This window comes from Luteimonas sp. A534 (genome assembly GCF_054072805.1).
On sequence record NZ_JBSVRR010000001.1, the window covers coordinates 828,081 to 849,464 of the forward strand.

Annotated in this window: 18 protein-coding genes and 1 tRNA gene; 7 read left to right on the plus strand and 12 right to left on the minus strand. The window is 68.6% G+C overall.

The window, feature by feature from the left end:
• Positions 1 to 3: 3 nt before the first annotated feature.
• The 4 genes from metX to ACW5F0_RS03725 all read left to right on the plus strand — a co-directional run bounded on the left by metX (position 4) and on the right by ACW5F0_RS03725 (position 3,199).
• On the plus strand, positions 4 to 1,119 hold the full coding sequence (metX, locus tag ACW5F0_RS03710; RefSeq protein ID WP_456999050.1) for a homoserine O-acetyltransferase MetX: 1,116 nt from the start codon (positions 4 to 6) through the stop codon (positions 1,117 to 1,119).
• 73 nt (positions 1,120 to 1,192) lie between these two features.
• Positions 1,193 to 1,825: a cysteine dioxygenase gene (locus tag ACW5F0_RS03715; RefSeq protein WP_456964677.1), complete on the plus strand. Its 633-nt coding sequence runs from the start codon at positions 1,193 to 1,195 to the stop codon at positions 1,823 to 1,825.
• A 258-nt stretch (positions 1,826 to 2,083) separates the two neighbouring features.
• Positions 2,084 to 2,171 (plus strand) — tRNA-Leu (locus tag ACW5F0_RS03720).
• Between the two features lie 227 nt (positions 2,172 to 2,398).
• Positions 2,399 to 3,199, plus strand: coding sequence for an NRDE family protein (locus tag ACW5F0_RS03725; protein ID WP_456999051.1), 801 nt, complete (start codon positions 2,399 to 2,401; stop codon positions 3,197 to 3,199).
• 32 nt (positions 3,200 to 3,231) lie between these two features.
• On the opposite strand, the gene ACW5F0_RS03730 is transcribed toward ACW5F0_RS03725, so the two are convergent.
• The 7 genes from ACW5F0_RS03730 to ACW5F0_RS03760 all read right to left on the minus strand — a co-directional run bounded on the left by ACW5F0_RS03730 (position 3,232) and on the right by ACW5F0_RS03760 (position 9,851).
• Entirely contained in the window at positions 3,232 to 3,636 is a 405-nt protein-coding gene (locus tag ACW5F0_RS03730; protein WP_456964679.1) for a hypothetical protein, read from the minus strand.
• Between the two features lie 224 nt (positions 3,637 to 3,860).
• A complete protein-coding gene (locus ACW5F0_RS03735) occupies positions 3,861 to 4,307 on the minus strand; it encodes a hypothetical protein (RefSeq protein WP_456965262.1) in 447 nt (148 codons plus the stop codon).
• 29 nt (positions 4,308 to 4,336) lie between these two features.
• Positions 4,337 to 4,528, minus strand: a complete 192-nt coding sequence (locus ACW5F0_RS03740; RefSeq protein WP_456964680.1) for a PspC domain-containing protein — start codon at positions 4,526 to 4,528, stop codon at positions 4,337 to 4,339.
• Between the two features lie 5 nt (positions 4,529 to 4,533).
• The gene (phaC, locus tag ACW5F0_RS03745; protein ID WP_456999052.1) at positions 4,534 to 5,598 is read right to left on the minus strand and encodes a class III poly(R)-hydroxyalkanoic acid synthase subunit PhaC; all 1,065 of its coding nucleotides are present in this window, start codon (positions 5,596 to 5,598) and stop codon (positions 4,534 to 4,536) included.
• A gap of 1 nt (position 5,599) precedes the next feature.
• A complete protein-coding gene (gene phaE, locus ACW5F0_RS03750; RefSeq protein ID WP_456999054.1) occupies positions 5,600 to 7,144 on the minus strand; it encodes a class III poly(R)-hydroxyalkanoic acid synthase subunit PhaE in 1,545 nt (514 codons plus the stop codon).
• A 59-nt stretch (positions 7,145 to 7,203) separates the two neighbouring features.
• On the minus strand, positions 7,204 to 7,824 hold the full coding sequence (locus ACW5F0_RS03755; protein WP_456999055.1) for a CDP-alcohol phosphatidyltransferase family protein: 621 nt from the start codon (positions 7,822 to 7,824) through the stop codon (positions 7,204 to 7,206).
• A 161-nt stretch (positions 7,825 to 7,985) separates the two neighbouring features.
• Positions 7,986 to 9,851 carry a 3-hydroxybutyrate oligomer hydrolase family protein gene (locus tag ACW5F0_RS03760; RefSeq protein ID WP_456999056.1) on the minus strand — a complete coding sequence of 622 codons (1,866 nt, stop codon included), beginning with the start codon at positions 9,849 to 9,851 and terminating at the stop codon, positions 7,986 to 7,988.
• A 138-nt stretch (positions 9,852 to 9,989) separates the two neighbouring features.
• On the opposite strand from ACW5F0_RS03760, the gene ACW5F0_RS03765 reads away from it, so the two are divergent.
• Positions 9,990 to 10,793, plus strand: a complete 804-nt coding sequence (locus tag ACW5F0_RS03765) for a 3-hydroxybutyrate dehydrogenase (protein ID WP_456999057.1) — start codon at positions 9,990 to 9,992, stop codon at positions 10,791 to 10,793.
• 25 nt (positions 10,794 to 10,818) lie between these two features.
• Positions 10,819 to 11,490 carry a response regulator gene (locus ACW5F0_RS03770; RefSeq protein ID WP_456964686.1) on the plus strand — a complete coding sequence of 224 codons (672 nt, stop codon included), beginning with the start codon at positions 10,819 to 10,821 and terminating at the stop codon, positions 11,488 to 11,490.
• 8 nt (positions 11,491 to 11,498) lie between these two features.
• On the opposite strand, the gene ACW5F0_RS03775 is transcribed toward ACW5F0_RS03770, so the two are convergent.
• The 3 genes from ACW5F0_RS03775 to ACW5F0_RS03785 form a co-directional block, all read right to left on the minus strand.
• Positions 11,499 to 11,987 (minus strand): NUDIX hydrolase, encoded by a 489-nt coding sequence (locus ACW5F0_RS03775; RefSeq protein WP_456964687.1) that lies wholly within the window; start codon positions 11,985 to 11,987, stop codon positions 11,499 to 11,501.
• 40 nt (positions 11,988 to 12,027) lie between these two features.
• Positions 12,028 to 15,375 (minus strand): hybrid sensor histidine kinase/response regulator, encoded by a 3,348-nt coding sequence (locus ACW5F0_RS03780; protein WP_456999058.1) that lies wholly within the window; start codon positions 15,373 to 15,375, stop codon positions 12,028 to 12,030.
• A 103-nt stretch (positions 15,376 to 15,478) separates the two neighbouring features.
• The gene (locus ACW5F0_RS03785) at positions 15,479 to 17,734 is read right to left on the minus strand and encodes a TonB-dependent receptor (RefSeq protein WP_456999060.1); all 2,256 of its coding nucleotides are present in this window, start codon (positions 17,732 to 17,734) and stop codon (positions 15,479 to 15,481) included.
• A gap of 170 nt (positions 17,735 to 17,904) precedes the next feature.
• Here ACW5F0_RS03785 and ACW5F0_RS03790 point away from each other — a divergent pair, with 170 nt between their 5' ends.
• Positions 17,905 to 19,308, plus strand: a complete 1,404-nt coding sequence (locus ACW5F0_RS03790; protein ID WP_456964690.1) for a GntP family permease — start codon at positions 17,905 to 17,907, stop codon at positions 19,306 to 19,308.
• 123 nt (positions 19,309 to 19,431) lie between these two features.
• Here ACW5F0_RS03790 and ACW5F0_RS03795 read toward each other — a convergent pair whose 3' ends face one another.
• Together ACW5F0_RS03795 and ACW5F0_RS03800 are read right to left on the minus strand one after the other, a co-directional pair.
• Complete coding sequence (locus ACW5F0_RS03795; RefSeq protein ID WP_456999061.1) at positions 19,432 to 19,857, minus strand: hypothetical protein; 426 nt, start codon at positions 19,855 to 19,857, stop codon at positions 19,432 to 19,434.
• Between the two features lie 383 nt (positions 19,858 to 20,240).
• The gene (locus tag ACW5F0_RS03800; RefSeq protein WP_456999062.1) at positions 20,241 to 21,152 is read right to left on the minus strand and encodes a hypothetical protein; all 912 of its coding nucleotides are present in this window, start codon (positions 21,150 to 21,152) and stop codon (positions 20,241 to 20,243) included.
• Between the last annotated feature and the right edge of the window lie 232 nt (positions 21,153 to 21,384).

A 21,384-nucleotide genomic window follows, 5' to 3' on the forward strand; every position in this document is an offset into this window, starting at 1 on the left:
GCCATGACCGAATTCATCCCGCCCGGCACGCGCTTCCTCGAACTGCCCTCGCCCTTCGCCATGAAACGCGGCGGCGGTCTGCGCGACGGCCGCATCGCCTACGAGACCTGGGGCCGCCGCAGCGCCGCCGGCGACAACTCGATCCTCATCCTCACCGGCCTGTCGCCGGACGCGCACGCCGCGGCGAGCGAGGCCGACCCCACCCCCGGCTGGTGGGAGGCGATGGTGGGCCCCGGAAAGGCCATCGACACCGACCGCTGGCACGTGGTCTGCGTGAACTCGCTCGGCAGCTGCAAGGGCTCCAGCGGCCCGGCCACGATCAACCCTGCCACCGGCCAGCCCTGGCGCATCGCGTTCCCCGACGTCGCCATCGAGGACATCGCGGATACTGCCGCACACGTGGTTCGTGCGCTTGGCATCGAGCGCCTGGCCTGCGTGATCGGCAACTCCATGGGCGGCATGGCCGCGCTGGCCCTGCTCGCCCGGCACCCGGGCATCGCCCGCAGCCATATCAACGTGTCGGGTGCCGCGCGCGCGCTTCCGTTCTCGATCGCGATCCGCTCGCTGCAGCGCGAGGCGATCCGCCTCGATCCGCACTGGAACAACGGCGACTACGACGATGCGCGCTATCCCGAGAGCGGCATGCGCATGGCGCGCAAGCTCGGCGTGATCACCTACCGGTCCGCGCTGGAGTGGGACGGCCGTTTCGGCCGCGTGCGCCTGGACTCCGACCGCCGCGACGACGAGGACCCCTTCGGCCTCGAGTTCGAGGTGGAGAGCTATCTCGAGGCCCACGCCCGGCGCTTCGTGCGCAACTTCGACCCGAACTGCTATCTGTACCTGAGCCGCTGCATGGACTGGTTTGATATCGGCGAGTCCTGCGGCGGCACCACGGCCGATGGCCTCGCGCGCATCCACGTGGAGCGTGCACTGGCGATCGGCGTGCACACCGACATCCTGTTCCCACTGCAGCAGCAGGAGGAAATCGCCGACGGTCTACGCGCCGGCGGTGCCGAATCCACGCTGCTGCCGCTGGAATCGCCGCAGGGCCATGACGCCTTCCTGGTCGACTTCGCCCGTTTCACGCCCGCGATCGGCGGCTTCCTGGCAGCGCTCTGAAGCCGGGCATCGCACCCGGCAGGATGCTGCACCGCGGCGCGAGGGCGGCGCGGGGCGTCGTACACTCGGGTGCATGACCCAGACCCGTGAGGACGCCGATGGCGTCCTGTCCGACATCGACTTCCCCGGCCGCGAGCACCTGATCGCCGGCATCGACGCCGCGCTCGGCGCCGGCGACTGCCACGCGGTCACCGCGGCCCTGCGCAACGTGATGTGCGGACTGATCCGCGATCCCGCGGTCCGTCTTCCCGACTGCGTGCATTCGCCGATCGCCGACCATTACGCCCGCCGCGAGCTGTATCGCAGCCCGGAGCACGGGTACAGCGTGGTCGCCATGACCTGGGGGCCAGGCCAGGGCACGCCGATCCACGACCATGCCGGCTGCTGGTGCGTGGAAGGCGTGTGGGCAGGCGAGCTTGAAATCACCCAGTACGAGCTGCTGGAGAGTGACGGCGACCGCTTCCGCTTCCGCTGCGCCGGCGGCCTGCAGGCCGGTCCCGGCAGTGCCGGCAGCCTGATCCCCCCGCACGAGTACCACACCATCCGCAACGCCGACGCGGACGCGATCGCCGTGTCCCTGCATGTCTACGAAGCACCGCTGGAAGCGTGCTCGCGGTTCGAGCCGGTGAGCGGCGAATGGCATGTACGCACGGAGAACGTGCTGCCTACCGACGCGGCGACACTTGAATCGGACTTTTCCTCATAAGAGACAGGCGGGTACCTGTAACCGGCGAGCTTGACGGTCCTCGAGCAGATGCGATCACATCAATGCGCTGTGACGCAGAACTGCAACACGGGGAACGGTGAACATGGACGTGAGTCGTGAACTGCTATTCCTTATCAATCGCACGATGGTTGCGTTGAGAGGGCATTCCGACCTCAAGCGATACCGGCATGGCACACACCGACGGATCTCCGGAAATCCCTTGGCGGTTGCCGATCGGCCGCTATACTTGGCGCCCGCGCCGGAATGGCGGAATCGGTAGACGCAGCGGACTCAAAATCCGCCGGGCTAAACACCTGTGTGGGTTCGAGTCCCACTTCCGGCACCACTGTAGGATTTTTCTGACCCTTTTGCCGGGTCTGCGCTGATACCGCGGGCCCGCGCGCTGCCGGATCATGTGGGTCCGGCAGCACAGCGCACCAACGGACGGCGCGCCGCCTACAGGGAGTTTGGCCGTGGCCATCGGCTACGGTGCTGGGCCGGGAACTTCAGCTGCTACGTCTGACGCACGATCCCTTCCGGGTGACTCCTGCCCCGGGCCGCTACCATGGCGGCATGTGCCTGATCGCCCTCGCCTGGCAACTCCATCCCCGCTACCCGCTGGCCATCGCCGCCAACCGCGACGAGTTCCACGGGCGTCCCACGGCCGCGGCCAGCCTCGACCCCGACGCGCCCGGCGTTTACGGCGGCCGTGACCTGGTGCAGGGCGGCGGCTGGCTGCAGGTGTCGCCATGGGGCCGGCTTGCAGCCGTGACCAACGTCCGCGATGGTCGCGGCAGCGGCATGGCGCAACGGCCCTGCTCGAGGGGATGGCTGGTCCGCGACTTCGTGCGGGGCCGTGCCACGTCGGAGAACTTCGCCGCGACGCAGGCGGCCGCCGACGGCTATGGCCTGTTCAACGCGCTGTTCTGGGATGGCCGCTCACTCGTCCACGCCAGCAACCATCCCGCGACCTCCCGGGTCGAAGTGGCTCCGGGCATGCACGCCATGTCCAACGGGGCCTTCGACGCGCCCTGGCCGAAAAGCATGGTGGCCACGCGCGCGCTGGAGGCCTGGCTGGATACGCCGGATGCCGCTGCCGATCCCCTCGGCGCACCCGAGGCCCTGGATCCGCTGTTCACGGCCCTGGCCGACACTCGGCCGGCCCCCGATGACAGGCTTCCCGACACGGGCGTTGGACTCGAGCTTGAACGCGCACTCTCGCCTCCATTCGTGAGCGGACCCGAATACGGCACGCGCTGCAGCAGCGTGGTGCTGGTGGCACGCGACCACGTGCTGTTCGCCGAGAGGCGTTACGGTCCCGCTGGCGCGCGCCGCGGCGACAGCATCACCTTGCTGCCCCTGGTCACTGCCTGATATCGCGGAAGCGGCCGCCATCGGCGTTCCTGTCAGGGAGAGCTGGCGCGGCAGCGCAGCGGCACGTTCTCTTCGAGTCCCTGCTCCCAGCCGTTGGGGCGCCGCAGGGCGATCGTGTGGTTGATGCAGGCGCGCTCGGCGCCATCACGCATCGCGGCCACGGGTCCCGGAAGCAGCACCAGGTCGCCGCCGCTGGACTGGCCGACCTCGACCGCGCCCGCACCTTCGGCCAGCGGGCCCTCTTCGAAGTCGTCCCGGACCGCGCCGACCCGCGGCGCATCCGCGGTGGCCACGACAGGCGTGTCGTCTGAACCGAAAACCGCACCGGCCACATGGGCGACCACATCGGCTGCGAGGATACCCACGGTCACCGCGAGCATCGTGGGAAGGAAGAAGGACCAGGGCGTGACGTCGTCACGCAGGCGGACTGGACTCATGGGCATGGCCTCCGATGTAGCGGCCAGACTAGCGCGTCCGTATCGGCGCGGCGCCCCGGGTAAACCCCAGGGGACGGCGCCAGCCCCACAAATGAAAGGCCCAGTCGTCCGGGTTTCCCCGGTCGGCTGAGCCTCCCGTTTGTCGAAGCGATTGCGTCTGGCTGTGAGGCCTTCCGCTTTTTCTTCGACGCATCGACAGTAGCGCCCGTGGCGTTAAACGATCGTCAATCCACGCGACCGTCCGTCGGCGGCGTCGGCCAGGGCCACCATCCGCGGCCGGTGAGCGCGTAGCGATCGGCAGCGCGCTCGAAGCGGTTGCGCACGCTGATCCCGCCGCACAGGAAGTACAGGGGCAGGAACAGGATTCCGAGCGCCATGTACTGCAGCACGTGGGCGCGCTCGTGGTCGGCAAGGCGCACCGCAGGGTGCTCGCACAGCCCTGCACGATGCGCGTACGTCAGGCAGTCGCAGTCGATGCTGTCGCCGGTGTGGAGGATCACGTTGCCCAGCGTGAGCGCCCCGCCCGGCCCCCAGGGCACGGCGTCGAACACCAGCGCAAGGTCGCGCCTGCGCAGGCACACGCGCGCGCCGAACGGCAGCGCGGCCAGCCCGACCGCGAGGCCGGCGAGGGTATTGGGCAGCGTCCAGGCGATGCCGAGCGCACCGAGCATGCCCCGGAACGCGAGCACGTCGCGCGCGCTCACCCGTCCTCGGGCATCAGCAGCCACAGCACCAGGTAGACGATGATTCCGGGGAAGGCCGCCGACAGCACCGAGAACACCACGTACAACACGCGCAGCAGGGTGGAACTCCAGCCGAAGCGGCGCGCGATGCCGCCGATCACGCCCACCAGCACGCGGTCGTCGAGTGGCCGGCTGAGGCTGGGCTTCACCGCGTTCACCGCTGCGCCAGCCAGTTGTGGATCGCGTCGGGCACTTCCTTCTGCGCCCGTCCCGACACGTAGATGCCGATATGGCCCCCGCGGAACGACAGCTCGGAATAGTCGCTGCCGCCGATCAGCCCCCCCAGCGGCTTCGAGGCCGACGGCGGCACCAGGTGGTCCTGTTCGGCGTAGATGTTGAGCACCGGCATCTCGACCAGGCCCAGGTGCACCTCGCGCCCGCCGATCTCGATGCCGCCTTCGACGAAGCCGTTGCCCTGGTAGAACATCTTGATGAACTGGCGGAAGGCCTCGCCGGCCTGGTCGGGCGAATCGAAGATCCACTTCTCCATGCGCAGGAAGTCCTCCATCGCCGCCTTGTCATCGAGGATGTCGGCCATGCCCACGTACTTCTGCACGAACAGCCGCCAGGGCTTGAGCGTGAGGTAGCACATGTTCATGAGATCGGCCGGCACGTTGCCGAGCGTGTCGACGAGCAGGTCGACGTCCATGCCGCGCGTCCAGTTCGACAGCATGTTGTCCGGCGTGTGGAAGTCCACCGGCGTGACCATGGTGATCAGGTTGCGCACCTTGGCGGGATTGAGCGCGGCATAGCTGAGCGAGAACGCCCCGCCCTGGCAGATGCCGAGCAGGTTGATGGCATCCAGCCGGTGCCTGTCGCGCAGGTGGTCGACGGCGCCGCCGATGAAGCGCTCGATGTAGTCCTCGAGGTCGAGGAAGCGATCGGAACGGTCGGGGTAGCCCCAGTCGATGATGTAGACGTCCTCGCCGCGCGCGAGCAGCTGGCGCACCAGCGACTTGTTGTCCTGCAGGTCGACCATGTAGGGGCGGTTGACCAGGGCGTAGGCGATCAGCAGCGGGACGCGCGCGGTGGGTTCGCGATCGCCGATGAAGCGGTAGAGCACGACCTTGCCGTCGCGCCAGACCTCCTGGCGGTGGGTGGCGCCGAAGTCGACGTCATCGACTTCGCGCAGCACCTGCAGGCCCGCGGCAAGTTTCTGTTGCAGGCGCATCGCCTCTTCGGCGAGCCCCGCGGGGGTGATGTTGAGCGGACCGTACATGTCAGCGCGTCCCCTTCTTCACGGATTTCTTCGTCGTCGACGCCATCGGCGCGGGTGCCCGTGGCATCGCGCCGGCGATCGCGCCGCCGAAGCTCCTGCCGGCGGAGGAGCGTCCGCCGCTCGCCTTCGTGGCGCGCTTGGCGACCTTCCCGGCCGGACGCTTGGCAGCGCGCGTCGTGGCGGCCTTTGCAACGCGCTTCACCGCCCTCTTCGCTGACTTGGCTGTCTTGACCGCCTGCGTAGTCTTGGCCGTCTTCGCAGGCTTGGCTGTCTTGGCTGTCTTGGCAGGCTTCGCGGCACGGGCCGGCGCGCTCTCCGATACGCGCTTGGTCACACGCTTCGTCGCCTTCTTCGCAGCACGCGCGGGAGCGCGCTTCGTCGCAGCCTTCGTCGTGCTGCGTGCGGCCGTCTTCTTCGGCGCCTTGGACGTGCGCCTGGCCGCCACAGCGGGTTCTCCAGCGGACACCGTCGGCGCCGCAGGCTCTGATACAGGCATCGAAGCAGTCGCAGACGCCTGCCGACGCTGTGGCGCCGCCGACGCGCGCGCACCACCACCCGTCCCGCCCGCCACCGCATCGCGGAGCCGCCGTACCTCGCGCTCCAGCTGCGCCAGCTTGCGGTGCGCGCCATCAAGTTCGCTGCGGGTGGGCATGCCCAGCTGCGTGCAGGCGTCTTCGACCATGCGCTGCACGCCGCCGCGCACGCGCATCTGCGCGTTGACCAGGTTTCCGTACACCTCGCGGAACTCGGGCGACAGCGCGATCTCGGCGTAGGCCTCCTCGGCGGCATCGATCCAGAGGTCGAACAGGGCGCGCGCCGACTGGATCTGGCGGCCCGGTTCCTCGTGGTCGATCAACCTGCTTTCGAAGATCACGAACGCTTCCTGCTGCGCCTTCAGCATCAGCGCAGCGTAGGCACTGGACGCCTGCTGGTACTCGGCCACGTGGCCGGCCAGCGCCTGCAGGCGCTCCTGCTGCTCTCGCCCGGAGCCGAAGGCCGGCATCCGCAGCAAGGCCATGCCCTCGCCGCGCACCGCGTCGAGCCAGGGCGAGGCATCCTCGACCCACTGCTCCAGGCCCTGCAGTCCGTGGCCGCGCATGCTGCGCAGCATCTCCGGGAACGGGTTCTCGCCGCTGGCGCCCAGCGCTTCCTTCCAGGCGCGCGCGACGTCGACCGCACTGGCTTCCTGCCCGGCGAAGCGCGCGGCGACCTCCTGCATGCGCCCGTACCAGCGGCGCGCCTGGCTGTTGAAATGCGTGAGCGCATCATTGGCTTCGGTGCGGCCGCCGTGGGCCAGCTGCGTCCACCAGTCCAGCAATTGCTGCCAGGCCTCCGCGCCCTGCGGCGATACCTGCGGTCCGGACATGCCCGGCATCGCACCCATTCCGGGCACCGCGCCCAATCCGGGCATCGCACCCATGCCAGGCATTGCGCCGAATCCAGGCATCGCGCCGCTGCCCGGCACCGCGTCGCGCAGCGCATCGCCCCAGGCAGCCCAGTAGCGCCGTGCCAGTGACTCGAAATCGTCCCGTGGATTCACCGACATCGCGCACCTCCATCTGTTCCACCGATCATAGCAATGCGCGATGTCGGCGCCAGCGCGGATCAGGGCTTGGGGATGCGGATCGTCTTGCTGATCATCAGCGAGCCCGAAAGCGCATAGACCAGCACCAGCGGATGCAGCTGCCAGGGGCCGAGCTGCCACTGCCCGAACCAGATCGCGTCGCCGAGCGCGCCCTGCCAGGCCGCCACCGCCAGCAGCAGCACGATGGCCACGCTGCTGGGGATCGGGGTGCCCTCGAAGTACTTCACCTTGTCGCCGCCATCGGCGAGCGTTTCAGCGGTGACGTTGTAGCGCGCCAGGCGGCTCACGCCACAGCCGACGAAGTAGCTCAGGACCACCCAGTCCCAGCCGCCCTGGAGACCGCAGGCATAGCCGAGCGCGGCAGGGGCGACGCCAAACGAGATCACATCGGACAGCGAATCGAGCTCACGGCCGAGCGTGGAGGCCACTTTGCGCCAGCGCGCGACGCGGCCGTCGAGGGCATCGAACACGAAGGCCAGTGGGATCAGCGCCATGCCCAGCATCAGGTCGCGGATGCCGCCTTCCTGCAGGTAGCGCATCGCCGCGAAGATGGCACCGGTACCGCAGACGGCGTTGGCGAGCGTGAACCAGTCCGCGAGCTGGAAGTCGCGAATCATCGAGAAGTGTCGCTGGCGGGTCATCGCCGTTCCTGTCGCGGTTGGGAGGCCAGCATGCCAAACCGGCCGTCACGGTGGAGCAAGTGGTTCCTGCCGGGCGCCGGATCGCGGCTATAGCCGCTCCCACAACGGCGCTTTTTTTGTGGGAGCCGCCATAGCGGCGACAGGCATTGCCGCAGGGCCATTCAGCGCGGAATGGCCAGGTGCGAGGCCTCCAGCGCCGCCGTGCCGCGCGGCGTCGTGTCGATCACCGCATCGGCGGGCAGTGCCGCGCCATCGAGATGCGCATCGACGCGGTCGAGTGCTTCGTACACATAGGGCAGCAGGGGCAGGTAGCGCGCGGCGTAGTCGGGCAGCGCCAGGAAACCATCGAAATGCTGCACGTTGCGCACCTGCCAGTAGCGCACGTCGCGGCCCGCGGTGCGGGAGTGGGCGACGTAGGGCGCACTGCTGAACGCGACCGGGATCAGGCCGTCGTCGAGACCGTGCACCACCACCACCGGCAGCCCTTCGCGCGGCGGCGCGGCGCGGGTGGCGGCGATGCCGGCACGCACGCGATCGGCATCGGCGCCCTCGCCCGTCCACAGCTCGCGCAGACACTGCAGGCCCTTCAGGGTGAGGTCCGGCGGGGCCATGCCCGCATCGACGAGGCCGACGCCCGAGCCCGGCGGGATGCCGCTGGCATCCGACCACCAGGCTGCGCGCTCGGCGGCGGTTGCCGCCCGTGGCAGGAAGTCGGTGCCTTGGGCGGCGAAGGAGAAGCCACAGGGACCCTCGCCAACGCCGTAGCGGCCATAGGCGCTTGCGTAAGTCGCGGCCACCGCACGCCACAGGTCGAAGCCCGCGGACAGCGCACCGGCGCGCAGCGCCTCGTCGGTCCAGCCGGCGTCGCGCAGTGCGTCGTGGGCCTCGCGCGCCTGTGCGGCGGTGTCGGCACCGGACAGCAGCCCCCCGGCGGCAAGTGACGCGCAACGCGCGGCATACAGCGGCTTGACCTGGGTGAGCAGCGGCGGCTGCGGCAGGTTGTCCATGTCGAGCAGCGCGCAGGGCATCAGCAGCGCGGCTTCGGTGGTGTAGTCGTAGAGCGTGCGTCCACCCTGCCCTTCCACGTAAACGCTGGGCTCGCCGGCGACGACGGCATCGAGCCAGTCGCCCTCCAGTTCCGCCGCGCGCAGCACCGCGCCGCCGCCGTTGGAGATTCCGACCGCGATCACGCGGGTGTTGTCGAAGGTGAAGGGCGCCTGCGCGGGCAGCGCGTCGTCCAGCGCCTGCAGCGCGAACTCCGCGGCCTGCTTCACGTGGCGGCCCCAGTCGGCCTCGGGGTTGTCCCGCGAGTGCGCGTGCTTGAAGGCGACGCCGGTCGCGCCTGCGGGCGCATCGGGTACGAAGGCGAGGTCGCTGGCCGTATCCTTCGCCGCGGCGCGACCATCAGCCCCGAAGCCGATGCCCGCATCCAGGTCGAAGTAGTCGCTGCCCGCGCCCTTGTCGGTATAGGCCACGGCGCAGCCGCGCGGCAGGCCCCAGGCGCCGGCCACGGCGATCGATCCGTAGATGCCGCGCGAACCCGAAGACGCGGTCACCACCACGCAGCGCTTTGCGGCATCGAAGCCGTCGGGCAGCTGCAGCAGCACGCGGTGCGGATGCGTCGCGCCCGGCACCGTGGCGTAGGCCGAGAACTCGCGCCCCGGCACAGCGTCCATGCTGCCGTACAGCACGCCGTAGCCGCCGCCGGGACCGAGATCTGCGATGCCGCGCCAGTTGCTCCACAGCGCACGGCGACGCAGCTCGGCGGCGGTCGGCGCTTCGGCATCGGCGAACGCGGGCGGCACCATCTGGCGCAGGCCGTCGATGCCGAGTCCGGCGGTGAGCAGGTCGTCGCCATCGCGGTGCATGCTGCTGCGCTGGTATTCAAACATCACGGCCTCCGTGGTGGCGTCGCGCGTTGACTGCGAAGCGCAGCCGGCAATCGCCGCGGTCACGGCCAGCGCCACCGCGGCGGAGCGCAGGCGCGCCCTGGGCGCAGGCAGGATCCGATGCTGTGTCTCGCGCACGTGCGCCACCTTCTGGTACGGGGAATGGCCTGCACCGTAGCAGTCGACAGCGCCGCCGGCATCGTACTTTTGTACGCAGGGATGCGGGGTGGCGATTTGCTACCGTGGACGTCCTCCCCGCACCCCGCAGCCGACGCCATGACCGACACCTTCCTTTCCGGCCGCACCGCGCTGGTGACCGGCAGCACCTCGGGCATCGGCCTGGCGATCGCCTGCTCGCTGGCCCAGGCCGGCGCCCGTGTGGCGATCAACGGCCTCGGCGACGAATCCCAGGTCAACGCGGCGCTCGACGCCGTGCGCGCCGCGGGCGGCCGTGACGTCCGCCACTTCGACGCCAACCTGCTGGACCCGGACGCGATCAGCAAGATGATGGCCGACATCGACGCCTGGTCGCCGATCGACGTGCTGGTCAACAACGCCGGCATCCAGCACGCGGTGCCGCTGGCCGAGATGCCGGTCGGCAAGTGGGACGCCATCATCGCCATCAACCTGAGCGCCGCCTTCCACACCATGCGCCTGGCGATGCCGGGCATGGCGGCGCGCGGCTACGGCCGGGTGGTGAACATCGCCTCGGTGCACGGCCTGGTGGCCTCGAAGGACAAGGCGCCCTACGTCGCCAGCAAGCACGGCATCGTCGGCCTGTCCAAGGTCGCGGCGCTGGAATACGCCGCCGTCGGCAGCCGCGATGGCGGCGGCGTGACCGTCAACTGCATCTGCCCGGGCTGGGTGGAGACGCCGCTGATCGAGCCGCAGATCGAAGCCCGCCGCAACGGCGGCAGCCGCGACGATGGCGTGCGTGCGCTGCTGGCCGAGAAGCAGCCCAGCCTGCGCATGACGCTGCCCGAAGAGATCGGCGCGCTGGCGACGTGGCTGTGCCGCCGCGAAGCGCACAACGTCACCGGCGCCTCCTTCCCGGTCGACGGCGGCTGGTCGACGCAGTAACGGCCGCGGACGACCAAGCAGCATCATGGCCACCCTGCTCATCGCCGACGACCACCCGCTGTTCCGCGCCGCCATGCGCGGCGCTGCTGTGGAAGCCGAGGCCGGCACCGAGACGCTCGAGGCCGGCACGCTCGACGCGACCCTCGCCCTGCTGGAGTCACGTCCGGACATCGATCTGGTACTGCTCGACCTGCACATGCCGGGCAACCACGGACTGGCCGGGCTGGCCGCGATCCGCGCCCAGTTCCCGGCGGTCGCCGTGGTGCTGGTGTCGGCGAACGAAGATCCGCAGGTGGTACGGCGCGCGCTCGACCACGGTGCTGCCGGCTACATCCCCAAGAGCGCCGGCCTGGACGAAATGCGTGACGCGATCCGCACCGTGCTGGCCTGCGAAGAGTGGCTGCCACCGGCGCTGCGCGGCGCCGTGTCGCGCGCGCACTCCACGCCCGGCGACGCCGACCTGGCCGCGCGCCTGGCCAGCCTCACGCCGCAGCAGTTCCGCGTACTGGCGCTGGTGGCGGACGGCCTGCTCAACAAGCAGATCGCCGACCGGCTGGACGTGCAGGAGCGCACGGTGAAGGCCCACCTGTCGGCGATCTTCGAGAAGCTCGGGGCGCGCAACCGCACCCAGGCCGGCGTGATCCTGCGGGAGCTTGAACTCAGCGACCCCGCGCGCCAGGTCGAACGCGAGGCCTGACTCCGCGCTCAGGTGCGCGAGAACGCCCAGGACTGCATGCGCCCGTCGCGATAGGGCATCACGCCGTGGAAGGCGCGCGGGTCGTCGTCGAACACCAGCGGCACGAAGTGGCGATCACCTTCCCACAGCGGCAGCTCGAGCACGCTGTCGACGTCCACCCACTCCAGCGTGCCTTCCGGATTCGCCGCCAGCGGCGTGCCGGTGAACTCCGTGACCAGGAAGACGAAGGCGAACCAGTCCTCGCCATGCTTGCCGAAGCCCGGCCAGCTGATGGTGCCGCGCAGTTGCATGCGCGTGCATTCGATCGCGGCCTCTTCGCGGATCTCCCGACGCATGCAGGCGAGCGCGTCCTCGTTCGCCTCGAGCTTGCCGCCCAGGCCGTTGTACTTGCCCAGGTGGAGGTCGCCGGGGCGCGCGTTGCGGTGGATCATCAGCACCCGGCGCCCGTCGGGCGAGAGCACGTAGCCGAGGGTGGCCAGGATCGGGGTGTAGGGCATCGTGGCTGCGACAGGCGGAGGGCCGGTGATTGTAGGGCGCTCAGCCCGCGCGTCCGTGCCGGACCCACATCCGGCCCAGCATCGATTTCAGCGCCAGCGGCCGCACCGGCTTCTGCAACAGGCCCAGTCCATGCTCGGCGACCTCGCGTCGGACCGCATCCGTAGCGTCGGCGGTGAGCACCAGCGCGGGCACGCTGCCGACGCGCGCCGACAGCCGCTGCCAGGCCTGGATGCCGGTGTCGCCGTCGTCGAGGTGGTAGTCGAGCAGCCACAGGTCCGCGGGGCGCGCGGCGTGGGCCGCGACCGCGGCATCGGCATCCGCGGCCAGGTCGACGCTGCAGTTCCAGCCTCGCAGGAGCGCGGCCAGCGATTCCAGCGCCATCGGATCATTGTCCAGCAGCAGCACGTGCGCACCGGCGATGCCCGCGCGCACGGCCGGGATGGCAACGGCATCCGCCGGCGCGGCCACGCGCGACAGCGTGATCGCAAACAAGGTGCCCGCGCCGGGACGACTGCGCAGCTCCACCCGCGAACCGAGCAGCCGCGCGATGCGCTCGGCGATCGCCAGCCCCAGCCCCAGTCCCTGCCCGCCCACGCCTTCGCCACGGCGGAACTCTTCGAAGATCAGCGCCTGCTGCGCCAGGTCGATGCCCGGGCCGGTGTCGTGCACTTCGATGCGCAGGCCGCCGTCGACCCGGCGCACGCCCAGCAGCACGCGGCCGCGCTCGGTGTAGCGCACGGCATTGGCGAGGAAGTTCTGCAGCACCCGCCGCAGCAGCTGCGGATCGCTGTGCGTCCAGGCGGCGCTGGCCACGTGGTTGAAACACAGGTCCCGATCCTCGGCCAGTGCGCGGAACTCGGAGGCCAGTGGCTCCAGGACTTCCGCCAGCGGGAACGCGCGAGGCTGTGGCACCAGTCCACCGGCCTCCAGCCGAGCCATGTCGAAGAGGCCGGTCAGGAGGTCGGTGGTGGAGTCGAGCGCGCCGCGGATCTGGCCCAGCGATGCCTTCCTGCTGCCCTCGACCTGCTCAGCCAGCGCATCGGTGAACAGCTGCGCTGCATGCAGTGGCTGCAGCAGGTCGTGGCCCACCGCGGTCAGGAAGCGGCTCTTGGCCTCGTTGGCGCGCTCGGCCTCTCGCCGTGCCTGGTCGAGGCTGGCAGTGCGCTCATCCACGCGCTGCTCCAGCGTCTCGTTGCTGCGCTTGAGCTCGGCCTCGGTGCGACGGAAGGCGGTGACATCGGTGAACGTGGCGACGAAGCCGCCACCGGGCATCGGATTGCCACGGATCTCGACGATGCCGCCGTCCGGGAACACGCGCTCGCTGACGTAGGGCGTGCCGGACTGCATGTGGCGCATGCGCTTGGACGACTCGGCATCCACGCGTCCCCTGATGTCCCCTGCGAGCCCACGCTGGAGGTTGTGCACGACCAGGTCCGCCACCGGCACGCCGATGCGCAGCAGGCCTTGCGGATAGCCGAACAGCTCCGCATAGCGGCGGTTCCAGGCCACCAGCCGCAGCTCGCGGTCGACCACGCTGATGCCCTGGCTCATGTTCTCCAGTGCTGCCTGCAGCACGCGCTGGTTGAAGCGCAGGTCCTGCGAGGCTTCGCCGACGATTTCCGCCACCGTGTCCAGGTCCGGCCCGGCCTCGCGGCGCGCGGCATCGAGCAACAGGCGCGCCGAGGCGCTGCCGAGGACGGCGGACAGTTCACGCTCCAGGCGTGCCTCGATCGCCGACGGCACCGGCCCGCTCGCGGGTGCGCCGCGCAGCAACTCGTCGACGGCGCGCACCGGAAGGAAGCGTCGCCCCGCCTGGCGCAGGGTCCGCAGGTCGGAACCTCGCGCCACGTCGCGATCCGGCGCCGACAGCCAGGCTGACAGCGCGAGCGTGGTGGCGATGCCCACGAACAGGCTGGCACCCACCGCACGTCCCAGCCGGCTCCAGCCGGTCAGCCCGAAGAGCGTGTCCGGCGCCAGCCAGGCGATGCCCCAAGGCCCGGCCATGAGCCAGGTCCCGTCGCCGCCGGTGAGCTCCACCAGCATCGGCGACAGCGTGACCCAGGCCCAGGCGAGGAACGATGCCAACACGCCCCAGGTGGCCGCCGCGGCCGGCGTGCGCGTACGCCATACGGCGCAAAACAGCGCTGGCGCCAGCGTGGCCAGGGCCGAGAACGAGACACCGCCGATGTCGGCCAAGGCTTCGCTGCCGACGATCACGCGGCTGTAGGCCCAGGCCAGCAGCATCACGGCCAGGATGCCGGCGCGACGCAGCGCCAGCAGCGCGCCACGATGGTCGTCGTCGCCGGCGCGACCCACCGCCCACGCACCGCGCAGCAGGCCGGGCGTGAACCAGTGGTTGCCGATCATCAGGCTCAGCGCCAGGGTGCTGACCACCACCATGCCGGTGGCCGCGCTGAGGCCGCCAAGGAAGGCGAACAGCGCCAGGCCGTCATGCCCCAGCGCGGCGGGCAACGCCAGCGCGTACATGTCCGACGGCACGCTGTCGCCGAGCAGTACGGTACCGGCGCGCGCCAGCGGCAGGGTCGGCAGCGCGATCAGCACCAGGTAGAGCGGGAACTGCCAGCGCGCGGTGCGCACGTCGCGCTCGTCGCGGCACTCGACCACGCCGACGTGGAACTGGTGCGGCAGGATGAACATCGCCAGCCCGCCCAGCAGCACCAGCGGCATGAAGCCACCCACCGGCTCCGGTGGCGGCGGCGGCGCGGCGACGTCGAAATCACCGAGCCCGAACCAGACCAGGGCCCCCAGTGCCAGCATCGCCGCCAGCTTGAACAGCGACTCGAAGGCCATCGCCAGCACCAGGCCGCGGTTGTGCTCCGTGGCACTGGCCCGGCGCGTGCCGAAGGCGATGGCGAACACCGCCATCGCCAGCGCGACGTAGAGCGCGCCATCGCGCCAGGGCGCGACCACCGCGGCGACCTCGCCAGGGCTGGTCAGGGTGGCAAAGCTCATCGTCACCGCTTTCAGCTGCAGCGCGATGTAGGGAACCATGCCCAGCAGCGCCACCAGCGTCACCACCGCCGCAAGCCAGGGATCCTTGCCCAGCCGCGTGGCGATGAGGTCGGCGATGGAGGTGGCGTTGCTGGCGCGGGCCAGGCGCACCAGGCGCAACATGAAGCCGATGGCCAGCGCGTAGAACACGATCGCACCGAGGAAGGTCGGTGGCAGCGGCCAGCCGTAGCGCGCCGCCTGGGTCACCGTGCCGTAGAAGGTCCAGGACGTGCAGTGCACCGCCAGCGACAGCGCGTAGACATGGTGCCAGTGGCGCGCCAGCGTCCCGGGCCGGCGTTCGGCATACACCGCCACGCCAAACAGCAGGACCAGCCAGAGCGTCGCGGCCGCGACCACCATGCCGACGCTCAGCATTGCCCTGTATCCCCTGCCTGTCTGCCCTGGACCGTGGGCATCGAGCATAACGCAGCGGCGGGCCGAAGCCCGCCGCCGTGATCACCGCATGGAACGGTGGCGGTCAGAAGTTGTAGCGGACCGACATGTACCAGTTGCGCGGCAGGCCGTAGTAGGCGGTCTGGATGTTGCCGACGCTGGCGAACTCCTGGCCTTCGGTCTTGTAGACCTCGTCGGTCAGGTTGCGCACGCCGGCGCGGACCTGCCAGGTGTACTGCGGCGAATCCCACACGCCGAACGCGCCGTACAGGGTGTACGCGCCCTGGCTCAGCACGTCGCGGTTGTCCACCGACAGCCAGGTCTTGCCGCGGTAGGACGCATCCACGCCGACGCCCAGGTGGCCGGCATCGCCCAGCGAGAAGCCCTGCTGCAACGCGACGCGTGCGGTCAGGTCGGGCGAGAACGGCACGTGGTCGTGGTTGAGGTTCGGATCGAAGCCCGGGTACGTCGGGTCGAGGCGGAAGTCGTCGAAGCGGTCGTACTCGGCGTCCAGCCAGCCCACCTGCGCGCTGAGCATGGTGGCCTCGCCGAAGAGCGCGCTGCCCTCGAACTCGATGCCCACGATGTCGAGTTCGGCGGCGTTGAGCACCGGGAAGGTGCCGACGTCCTGCGAGACGCGGGCCTGGAAGTCGCTGTAGTCGCTCTTGAACGCCGCGACGCTGCCGCGCAGGCGGCCGTCATCGGACGCGGCCTTCAGGCCGAGCTCGTAGGTCCAGACGTATTCGGGATCGAACTTCGCGTTCTGGGTGTCGTACACGGTGTTGGCGCGGCCGTTGAAGCCACCCGACTTGAAGCCGCGGTTGGCGGACACATAGCCCATGACGTTGTCGCTGAAGGCCTTCTGCAGGCTCACCGAAGGAGTAACCGCGGTCCAGTTGGCCTTGGCCTGGAAGGCCACGGTCTCGTTGATTCCCGAGAAGGGCGCGCCCCAGAAGGTGCTGGTGCTGCGGTCGTATTCCTTCTCGTCCTTCGTCCAGCGCACGCCGGCGGCGAGCGTCCAGGTCGGGGCGAACTCCCAGTTGGCGTGGGCGAACGCGGCGACGCTGGTGGTGGTCAGGTCATCGTCGATGGTGCGCAGGAACGACAGCGGTGCGCCGAACAGGGCGAACAGGTCGTCGGCATAGGCCTCCTGGTAGGACGGCACGTCCTCGCGCATGTAGTACGCGCCGAAGGTGGCCTGCAGGTTGCTGCCGTTGTCGTACTGCAGCTGGAACTCCTGGCTGGTCTGCTCCTGGTCGAGCGACACCAGCACGTCGCCAAGCTCGAATTCGCTGGCGTCGATGTCGATGAACGAGTCCGTCTTCAGGCGGCGGTGCGAAGTGATGCTCTTGAACAACCACTGTTCGCTGAAGTCCCACTCCATCGACAGCGAGGCACCGGAGTGCTCCAGCTGCTGGCCGTGGCCGGGCGGCAGGAACGACGTCTGCGAGCGGTGGTTCCACTCACCGGTCTCGCCCGGCTGCAGCACCACCACGCCCAGGCCGAGGTCGGTCTGCAGCAGCGGTGCCATCGGCCGGCCCATGGTCGGGGCGACGTCTTGCTCGGTGTGGTCGAATGACAGCGTGGCGCGGAAGGTGTCGCTGGGCTGGAACGCGATCTTGGCGCGGATGGCCTGGGTGTCGTCGTTGTTGTAGTGACGCCCGGTGACGCTGTCGCGCACATAGCCGTCGTTGCGGATCGAGGCCGCGGCGACGCTGGCGGCCACGGTCTCGCTCAACTGGCCGCTGGCGTAGGCGCGCACTTCCTGGCGGCCGTAGTCGCCGATGGTCAGCTCGGCCGCGCCGCCGCTGTGGTCGAAGGGATCACGCGTGGTGATCTTGATCGCGCCGCCGGTGGAGTTCTTGCCGTACAGGGTGCCCTGCGGGCCGCGCAGCACTTCGACCTGCTGCACGTCGAACAGCGAGAACATCGAGCCGTTGATGCGCGAGTAGTAGACGTCGTCGACGTACATGCCCACGCCGGGGTCGAAGCTCTGCAGCGCGTCGGGCTGGCCGATGCCGCGGATGAAGACGTTGACGCTGTTCGCCGAGCCGCGGCCCTGCACGATATTGAGATTCGGCACCGCGCCCTGCAGGCCGCTGACGTCGCTGGCCTGGAGGTCCTTGAGCTGCTCCTCGCCGAAGGCGCTGACCGCGACCGGCACGTCCATGATCGATTCCGTGCGGCGGCGGGCGGTCACGGTGATGGTGTCGAGTTCGGTGGCACTGCGCGCGGACGGGGCCTGGTCGGCATCGGATTCCTGCGCGTGCAGGCCCGGCGCGGCCAGGGCCACGACGATCGCCAGGCTGAGGGTGGTGGCGCGAATATGGACAGGCTTCATGTGATCCCCTGGAATCTTCGTTGCGCGCGGCCGATTTGCCGCGTGGTGACAAGACTAGGGAGGGGACCGCTGCGGCGGCATCGTACCTTCGGACAATGGGCCGTGGCCGCGCCCGGCGGGAACACTGTCGTCCGTGGAGTCGCGCGCCGCGCGACCGCAAGGGATCCCCGATGTCGTTCCTGATCGTGCTCGCCGCGCTGGTCTTCCTGATGTATGTCGCCTACCGCGGCCACAGCGTGATCCTGTTCGCCCCGATCGCGGCCATGGGCGCGGTGCTGCTCACCGACCCCTCGCTGGTGGCGCCGATGTTCACGGGCCTGTTCATGGACAAGATGGTCGGCTTCCTGAAGCTGTATTTCCCGGTGTTCCTGCTGGGCGCGGTGTTCGGCAAGCTGATCGAGATCTCGGGCTTCTCCAAATCGATCGTCGCCGCCACCATCCGCGTGGTCGGCGCGCAGCGCGCGATGCTGTCGATCGTGATCGTCTGCGCGCTGCTGACCTACGGCGGCGTGTCGCTGTTCGTGGTGGTGTTCGCGGTGTATCCGTTCGCGGCCGAGCTGTTCCGCCAGAGCGACATTCCCAAGCGCCTGATCCCCGGCACCATCGCGCTCGGCGCGTTCACCTTCACCATGGACGCGCTGCCGGGCACGCCGCAGATCCAGAACATCATCCCGACCGCTTTCTTCGGCACCGACACCTGGGCGGCGCCGGTGCTGGGCACCATCGGCGGCGTCTTCATCCTCGCCGTCGGCCTGTCCTACCTCGACTGGCGGCGGCGCGTGGCCGAGCGCGCCGGCGAGGGCTACGGCGACCCGACCCTGCTCCGCAACGAACCCGAGCCCTTCGTCGGAAGCCGGCTGGCGCATCCGTTCATCGCCCTGCTGCCGCTGGTGATGGTGGGCGTGTCCAACCTGGTCCTGACCAAGCTGATCCCGGGCTGGTACGGCGACAGCCACAGCTTCATCCCCGCCGTGGTCGGCAACCCGGCGCCGGTGGTGCAGGAAGTGGCGAAGATCGCCGCGATCTGGGCGGTGATGGGCGCGCTGCTGATCGGCATCGCAACGGTGATGGTCTTTGCCTGGAAAACGGTGTTCACGCACTTCGCCGAGGGCACGAAGTCCGCCATCGGGGGCGCGCTGCTGGCCTCCATGAACACCGCGTCGGAATACGGCTTCGGCGCCGTCATCGCGGCGCTACCCGGCTTCCTCCTGGTGGCCAATGCCCTGGGCGCGATCCCGGATCCGCTGATCAACGAAGCGGTCACGGTCACCGCGCTCGCCGGCATCACCGGCTCGGCCTCGGGCGGCATGTCGATCGCGCTGGCCGCGATGGCCGACACCTTCATCGCCAACGCGCAGGCCGCCGGCATCCCGATGGAAGTCCTGCATCGCGTGGCCTCGATGGCCTCGGGCGGCATGGACACCCTGCCCCACAACGGCGCGGTGATCACCCTGCTGGCGGTCACCGGCCTGACCCACCGCCAGGCCTACAAGGACATCTTCGCGATCACGATCATCAAGACCCTCGCGGTGTTCGTGATCATTGGTGTCTTCTACGCGTTCGGGGTGGTCTGAGGGCCAGCGGCCCCACGCTGCCTTGCAGCGGCGCGTTGCCAAGGACTGGCCGACCGCGCCGCCGAACCCGCGCACGCGGCCGAGCGTGTCCTCGGGCTGGGAGCCACGGGGATTTCGCGCGCGCTAGGACCCCAGATACACCTGCACCGCTCGGCCCGCGCATGCGGGGGGAATCGGCGGGTCCAGGTACTGGTTCGCGATCCGCGCATCCCCTCCCCCGAGATCGGCCGGGTCCCCGAACCGGAGCGATGAGCCATCCTCCGGGTCCAGTACGCCAACGGCGCGTCCATCGACAACCAGGAGTTCGTAGTGCGGCGGCCATATCGCCAGTGCACCGCCATTGGCCAGATGCACGCAGCCGTTCCGGACCTCGATTCGCGCGCCGACGAAGAGTTCAAGCGGCCAGGCGATGGGTGCATCACGCTTCACGCGGACCAGCGTTGGCAGGTCTTCCAACACCCCGCGCGCCCCCGGCTCCACCGCAGCGGCAGGACTGCCCACCAGAAGCAGGCCGATGAACAGCGCGGCCAATCCAAGACGCGTGCGCACATGCAGCATTCCAGCACGGTTCAACCTTCCATAATCAAAGTGAATCCTTTCCAAGACGACCTCCACACGTGCACTTGAATTACCCACCAAGCTGGACCCTAGCCACCCGCTGTGACACCAGGCCTCGCATCGTCAACGAATCCAAATTGCCGAAATTCAGCGAATCCCAAACAACCAACGACCGAGCAATTACTGCGCGATGGTAATCGTGCCCTTCACAACCCCTCCTCCCAGCCGGGAAGCGGAAGCGCTCGAACTACCCACACATGTACTCGTATGCTCAACGCCGGAGGTTATGACGCCATCCGCCCCTTCTAGAGTTGTTCTCCAACGAAACGTTGCAGTTGGGAGCCCACTCCCGCTATTGCATCGAAACGTGAAAGTTAGTGGAGTTGCTTGCGTATCCGTGTATGTAGCATTGTAATCACTGCAGTTCCAATTGCCGGACGGGTCGCATTCCACGACTTCAGTTCTCCTAATGACCGGAAATCGGGGATAGCCTCGATAGGCTGAGGCAAAGGCTGAAGAGAACTCTGGACAAAAAGCTGAACATCAAAATTGCCGTGCACCCACTCATCAATGAACTCGAGAGCCATTGGCTGCTGATCCACTTCCACAGAGTTATTCACCGCATGCCCTGAACCAATGATTCCAAGCTCCAACTCCGACGTCACAACATTAAAGCCCAATGTAGATTCACGATACTCCTGAGAATCATCGTAGCCGCCTACCACCGCCCCCCCAATCAACTCAACAGGCACAGGCAAATCGCCTTGCTCGAGGCGAACGAAGTCGTACACAGACCGCAATGGCACAAGCTCCATCGCTGCCTTTGCCATATTCTCAACGGTAACCACAAGTTCGTTACTTTCGACATCAAGGGAAACATAGAAGGGAACGGAGCTGCGCTGCAAAACGTTCCCAATTTCCATCTGAACAGCCCTCATGAGCTCAAGGGAATATGAAACCTGCCTGGGGACATAGAACTCGTCGGAGGTGAAGCGTCGAAGTTGCGCAGGCGCATCACCGGTCAAAAGGACAACTGCCCTGTGTTCCGGTACATGCTCAAGGTACATGCCGGCGAAACTGTCCGGAAGTTCTCGCTTGAGTTTTTCCTGCAGTTCCCGGGCCATATTCGCCACCGCGCTTCGCCGTTCAGCCTCCTCGAGGCTGACGCCATAAGCATTTGCGTACGCATAGACCGTAGGCGAATGGCTTTGGGCAAATGCAGGAGGAGCGATCATTGCGAGCGTCGCAACGAGAAGCGAAGAAACCAACAAAAGAGCGATCTTCATACTTACCCTCACTGACTGCTGACCAGCATCGGTTTAACCGAAGAAGCTGGCCCTCGCGGGCAGTCTAGTTGTCGACTGCGGGAACCTGCAGCGCGCTGCCGTCGCAGGACACCATGGCCGCGCCGCCGCATGTTCGCGATCATCGGCATCTTCCACGCCTTCGGGTTGGGCTGACGGGCCCGGGCGGCGCTCCGCGTTGACCGGCTTGTCCGCCGGATCACGTTGGTTCCAG

What these genes read in the sequence shown, in the direction of transcription:
- metX (WP_456999050.1), top strand. Translation starts at nt 4, where the DNA reads ATGACCGAATTCATCCCGCCCGGCACGCGCTTCCTCGAACTGCCCTCG.
- ACW5F0_RS03715 (WP_456964677.1), top strand. Translation starts at nt 1,193, where the DNA reads ATGACCCAGACCCGTGAGGACGCCGATGGCGTCCTGTCCGACATCGAC.
- ACW5F0_RS03725 (WP_456999051.1), top strand. Translation starts at nt 2,399, where the DNA reads ATGTGCCTGATCGCCCTCGCCTGGCAACTCCATCCCCGCTACCCGCTG.
- ACW5F0_RS03730 (WP_456964679.1), bottom strand. Translation starts at nt 3,636, where the DNA reads ATGAGTCCAGTCCGCCTGCGTGACGACGTCACGCCCTGGTCCTTCTTC.
- ACW5F0_RS03735 (WP_456965262.1), bottom strand. Translation starts at nt 4,307, where the DNA reads ATGCTCGGTGCGCTCGGCATCGCCTGGACGCTGCCCAATACCCTCGCC.
- phaC (WP_456999052.1), bottom strand. Translation starts at nt 5,598, where the DNA reads ATGTACGGTCCGCTCAACATCACCCCCGCGGGGCTCGCCGAAGAGGCG.
- phaE (WP_456999054.1), bottom strand. Translation starts at nt 7,144, where the DNA reads ATGTCGGTGAATCCACGGGACGATTTCGAGTCACTGGCACGGCGCTAC.
- ACW5F0_RS03755 (WP_456999055.1), bottom strand. Translation starts at nt 7,824, where the DNA reads ATGACCCGCCAGCGACACTTCTCGATGATTCGCGACTTCCAGCTCGCG.
- ACW5F0_RS03765 (WP_456999057.1), top strand. Translation starts at nt 9,990, where the DNA reads ATGACCGACACCTTCCTTTCCGGCCGCACCGCGCTGGTGACCGGCAGC.
- ACW5F0_RS03770 (WP_456964686.1), top strand. Translation starts at nt 10,819, where the DNA reads ATGGCCACCCTGCTCATCGCCGACGACCACCCGCTGTTCCGCGCCGCC.
- ACW5F0_RS03775 (WP_456964687.1), bottom strand. Translation starts at nt 11,987, where the DNA reads ATGCCCTACACCCCGATCCTGGCCACCCTCGGCTACGTGCTCTCGCCC.
- ACW5F0_RS03780 (WP_456999058.1), bottom strand. Translation starts at nt 15,375, where the DNA reads ATGCTGAGCGTCGGCATGGTGGTCGCGGCCGCGACGCTCTGGCTGGTC.
- ACW5F0_RS03785 (WP_456999060.1), bottom strand. Translation starts at nt 17,734, where the DNA reads ATGAAGCCTGTCCATATTCGCGCCACCACCCTCAGCCTGGCGATCGTC.
- ACW5F0_RS03790 (WP_456964690.1), top strand. Translation starts at nt 17,905, where the DNA reads ATGTCGTTCCTGATCGTGCTCGCCGCGCTGGTCTTCCTGATGTATGTC.
- ACW5F0_RS03800 (WP_456999062.1), bottom strand. Translation starts at nt 21,152, where the DNA reads ATGAAGATCGCTCTTTTGTTGGTTTCTTCGCTTCTCGTTGCGACGCTC.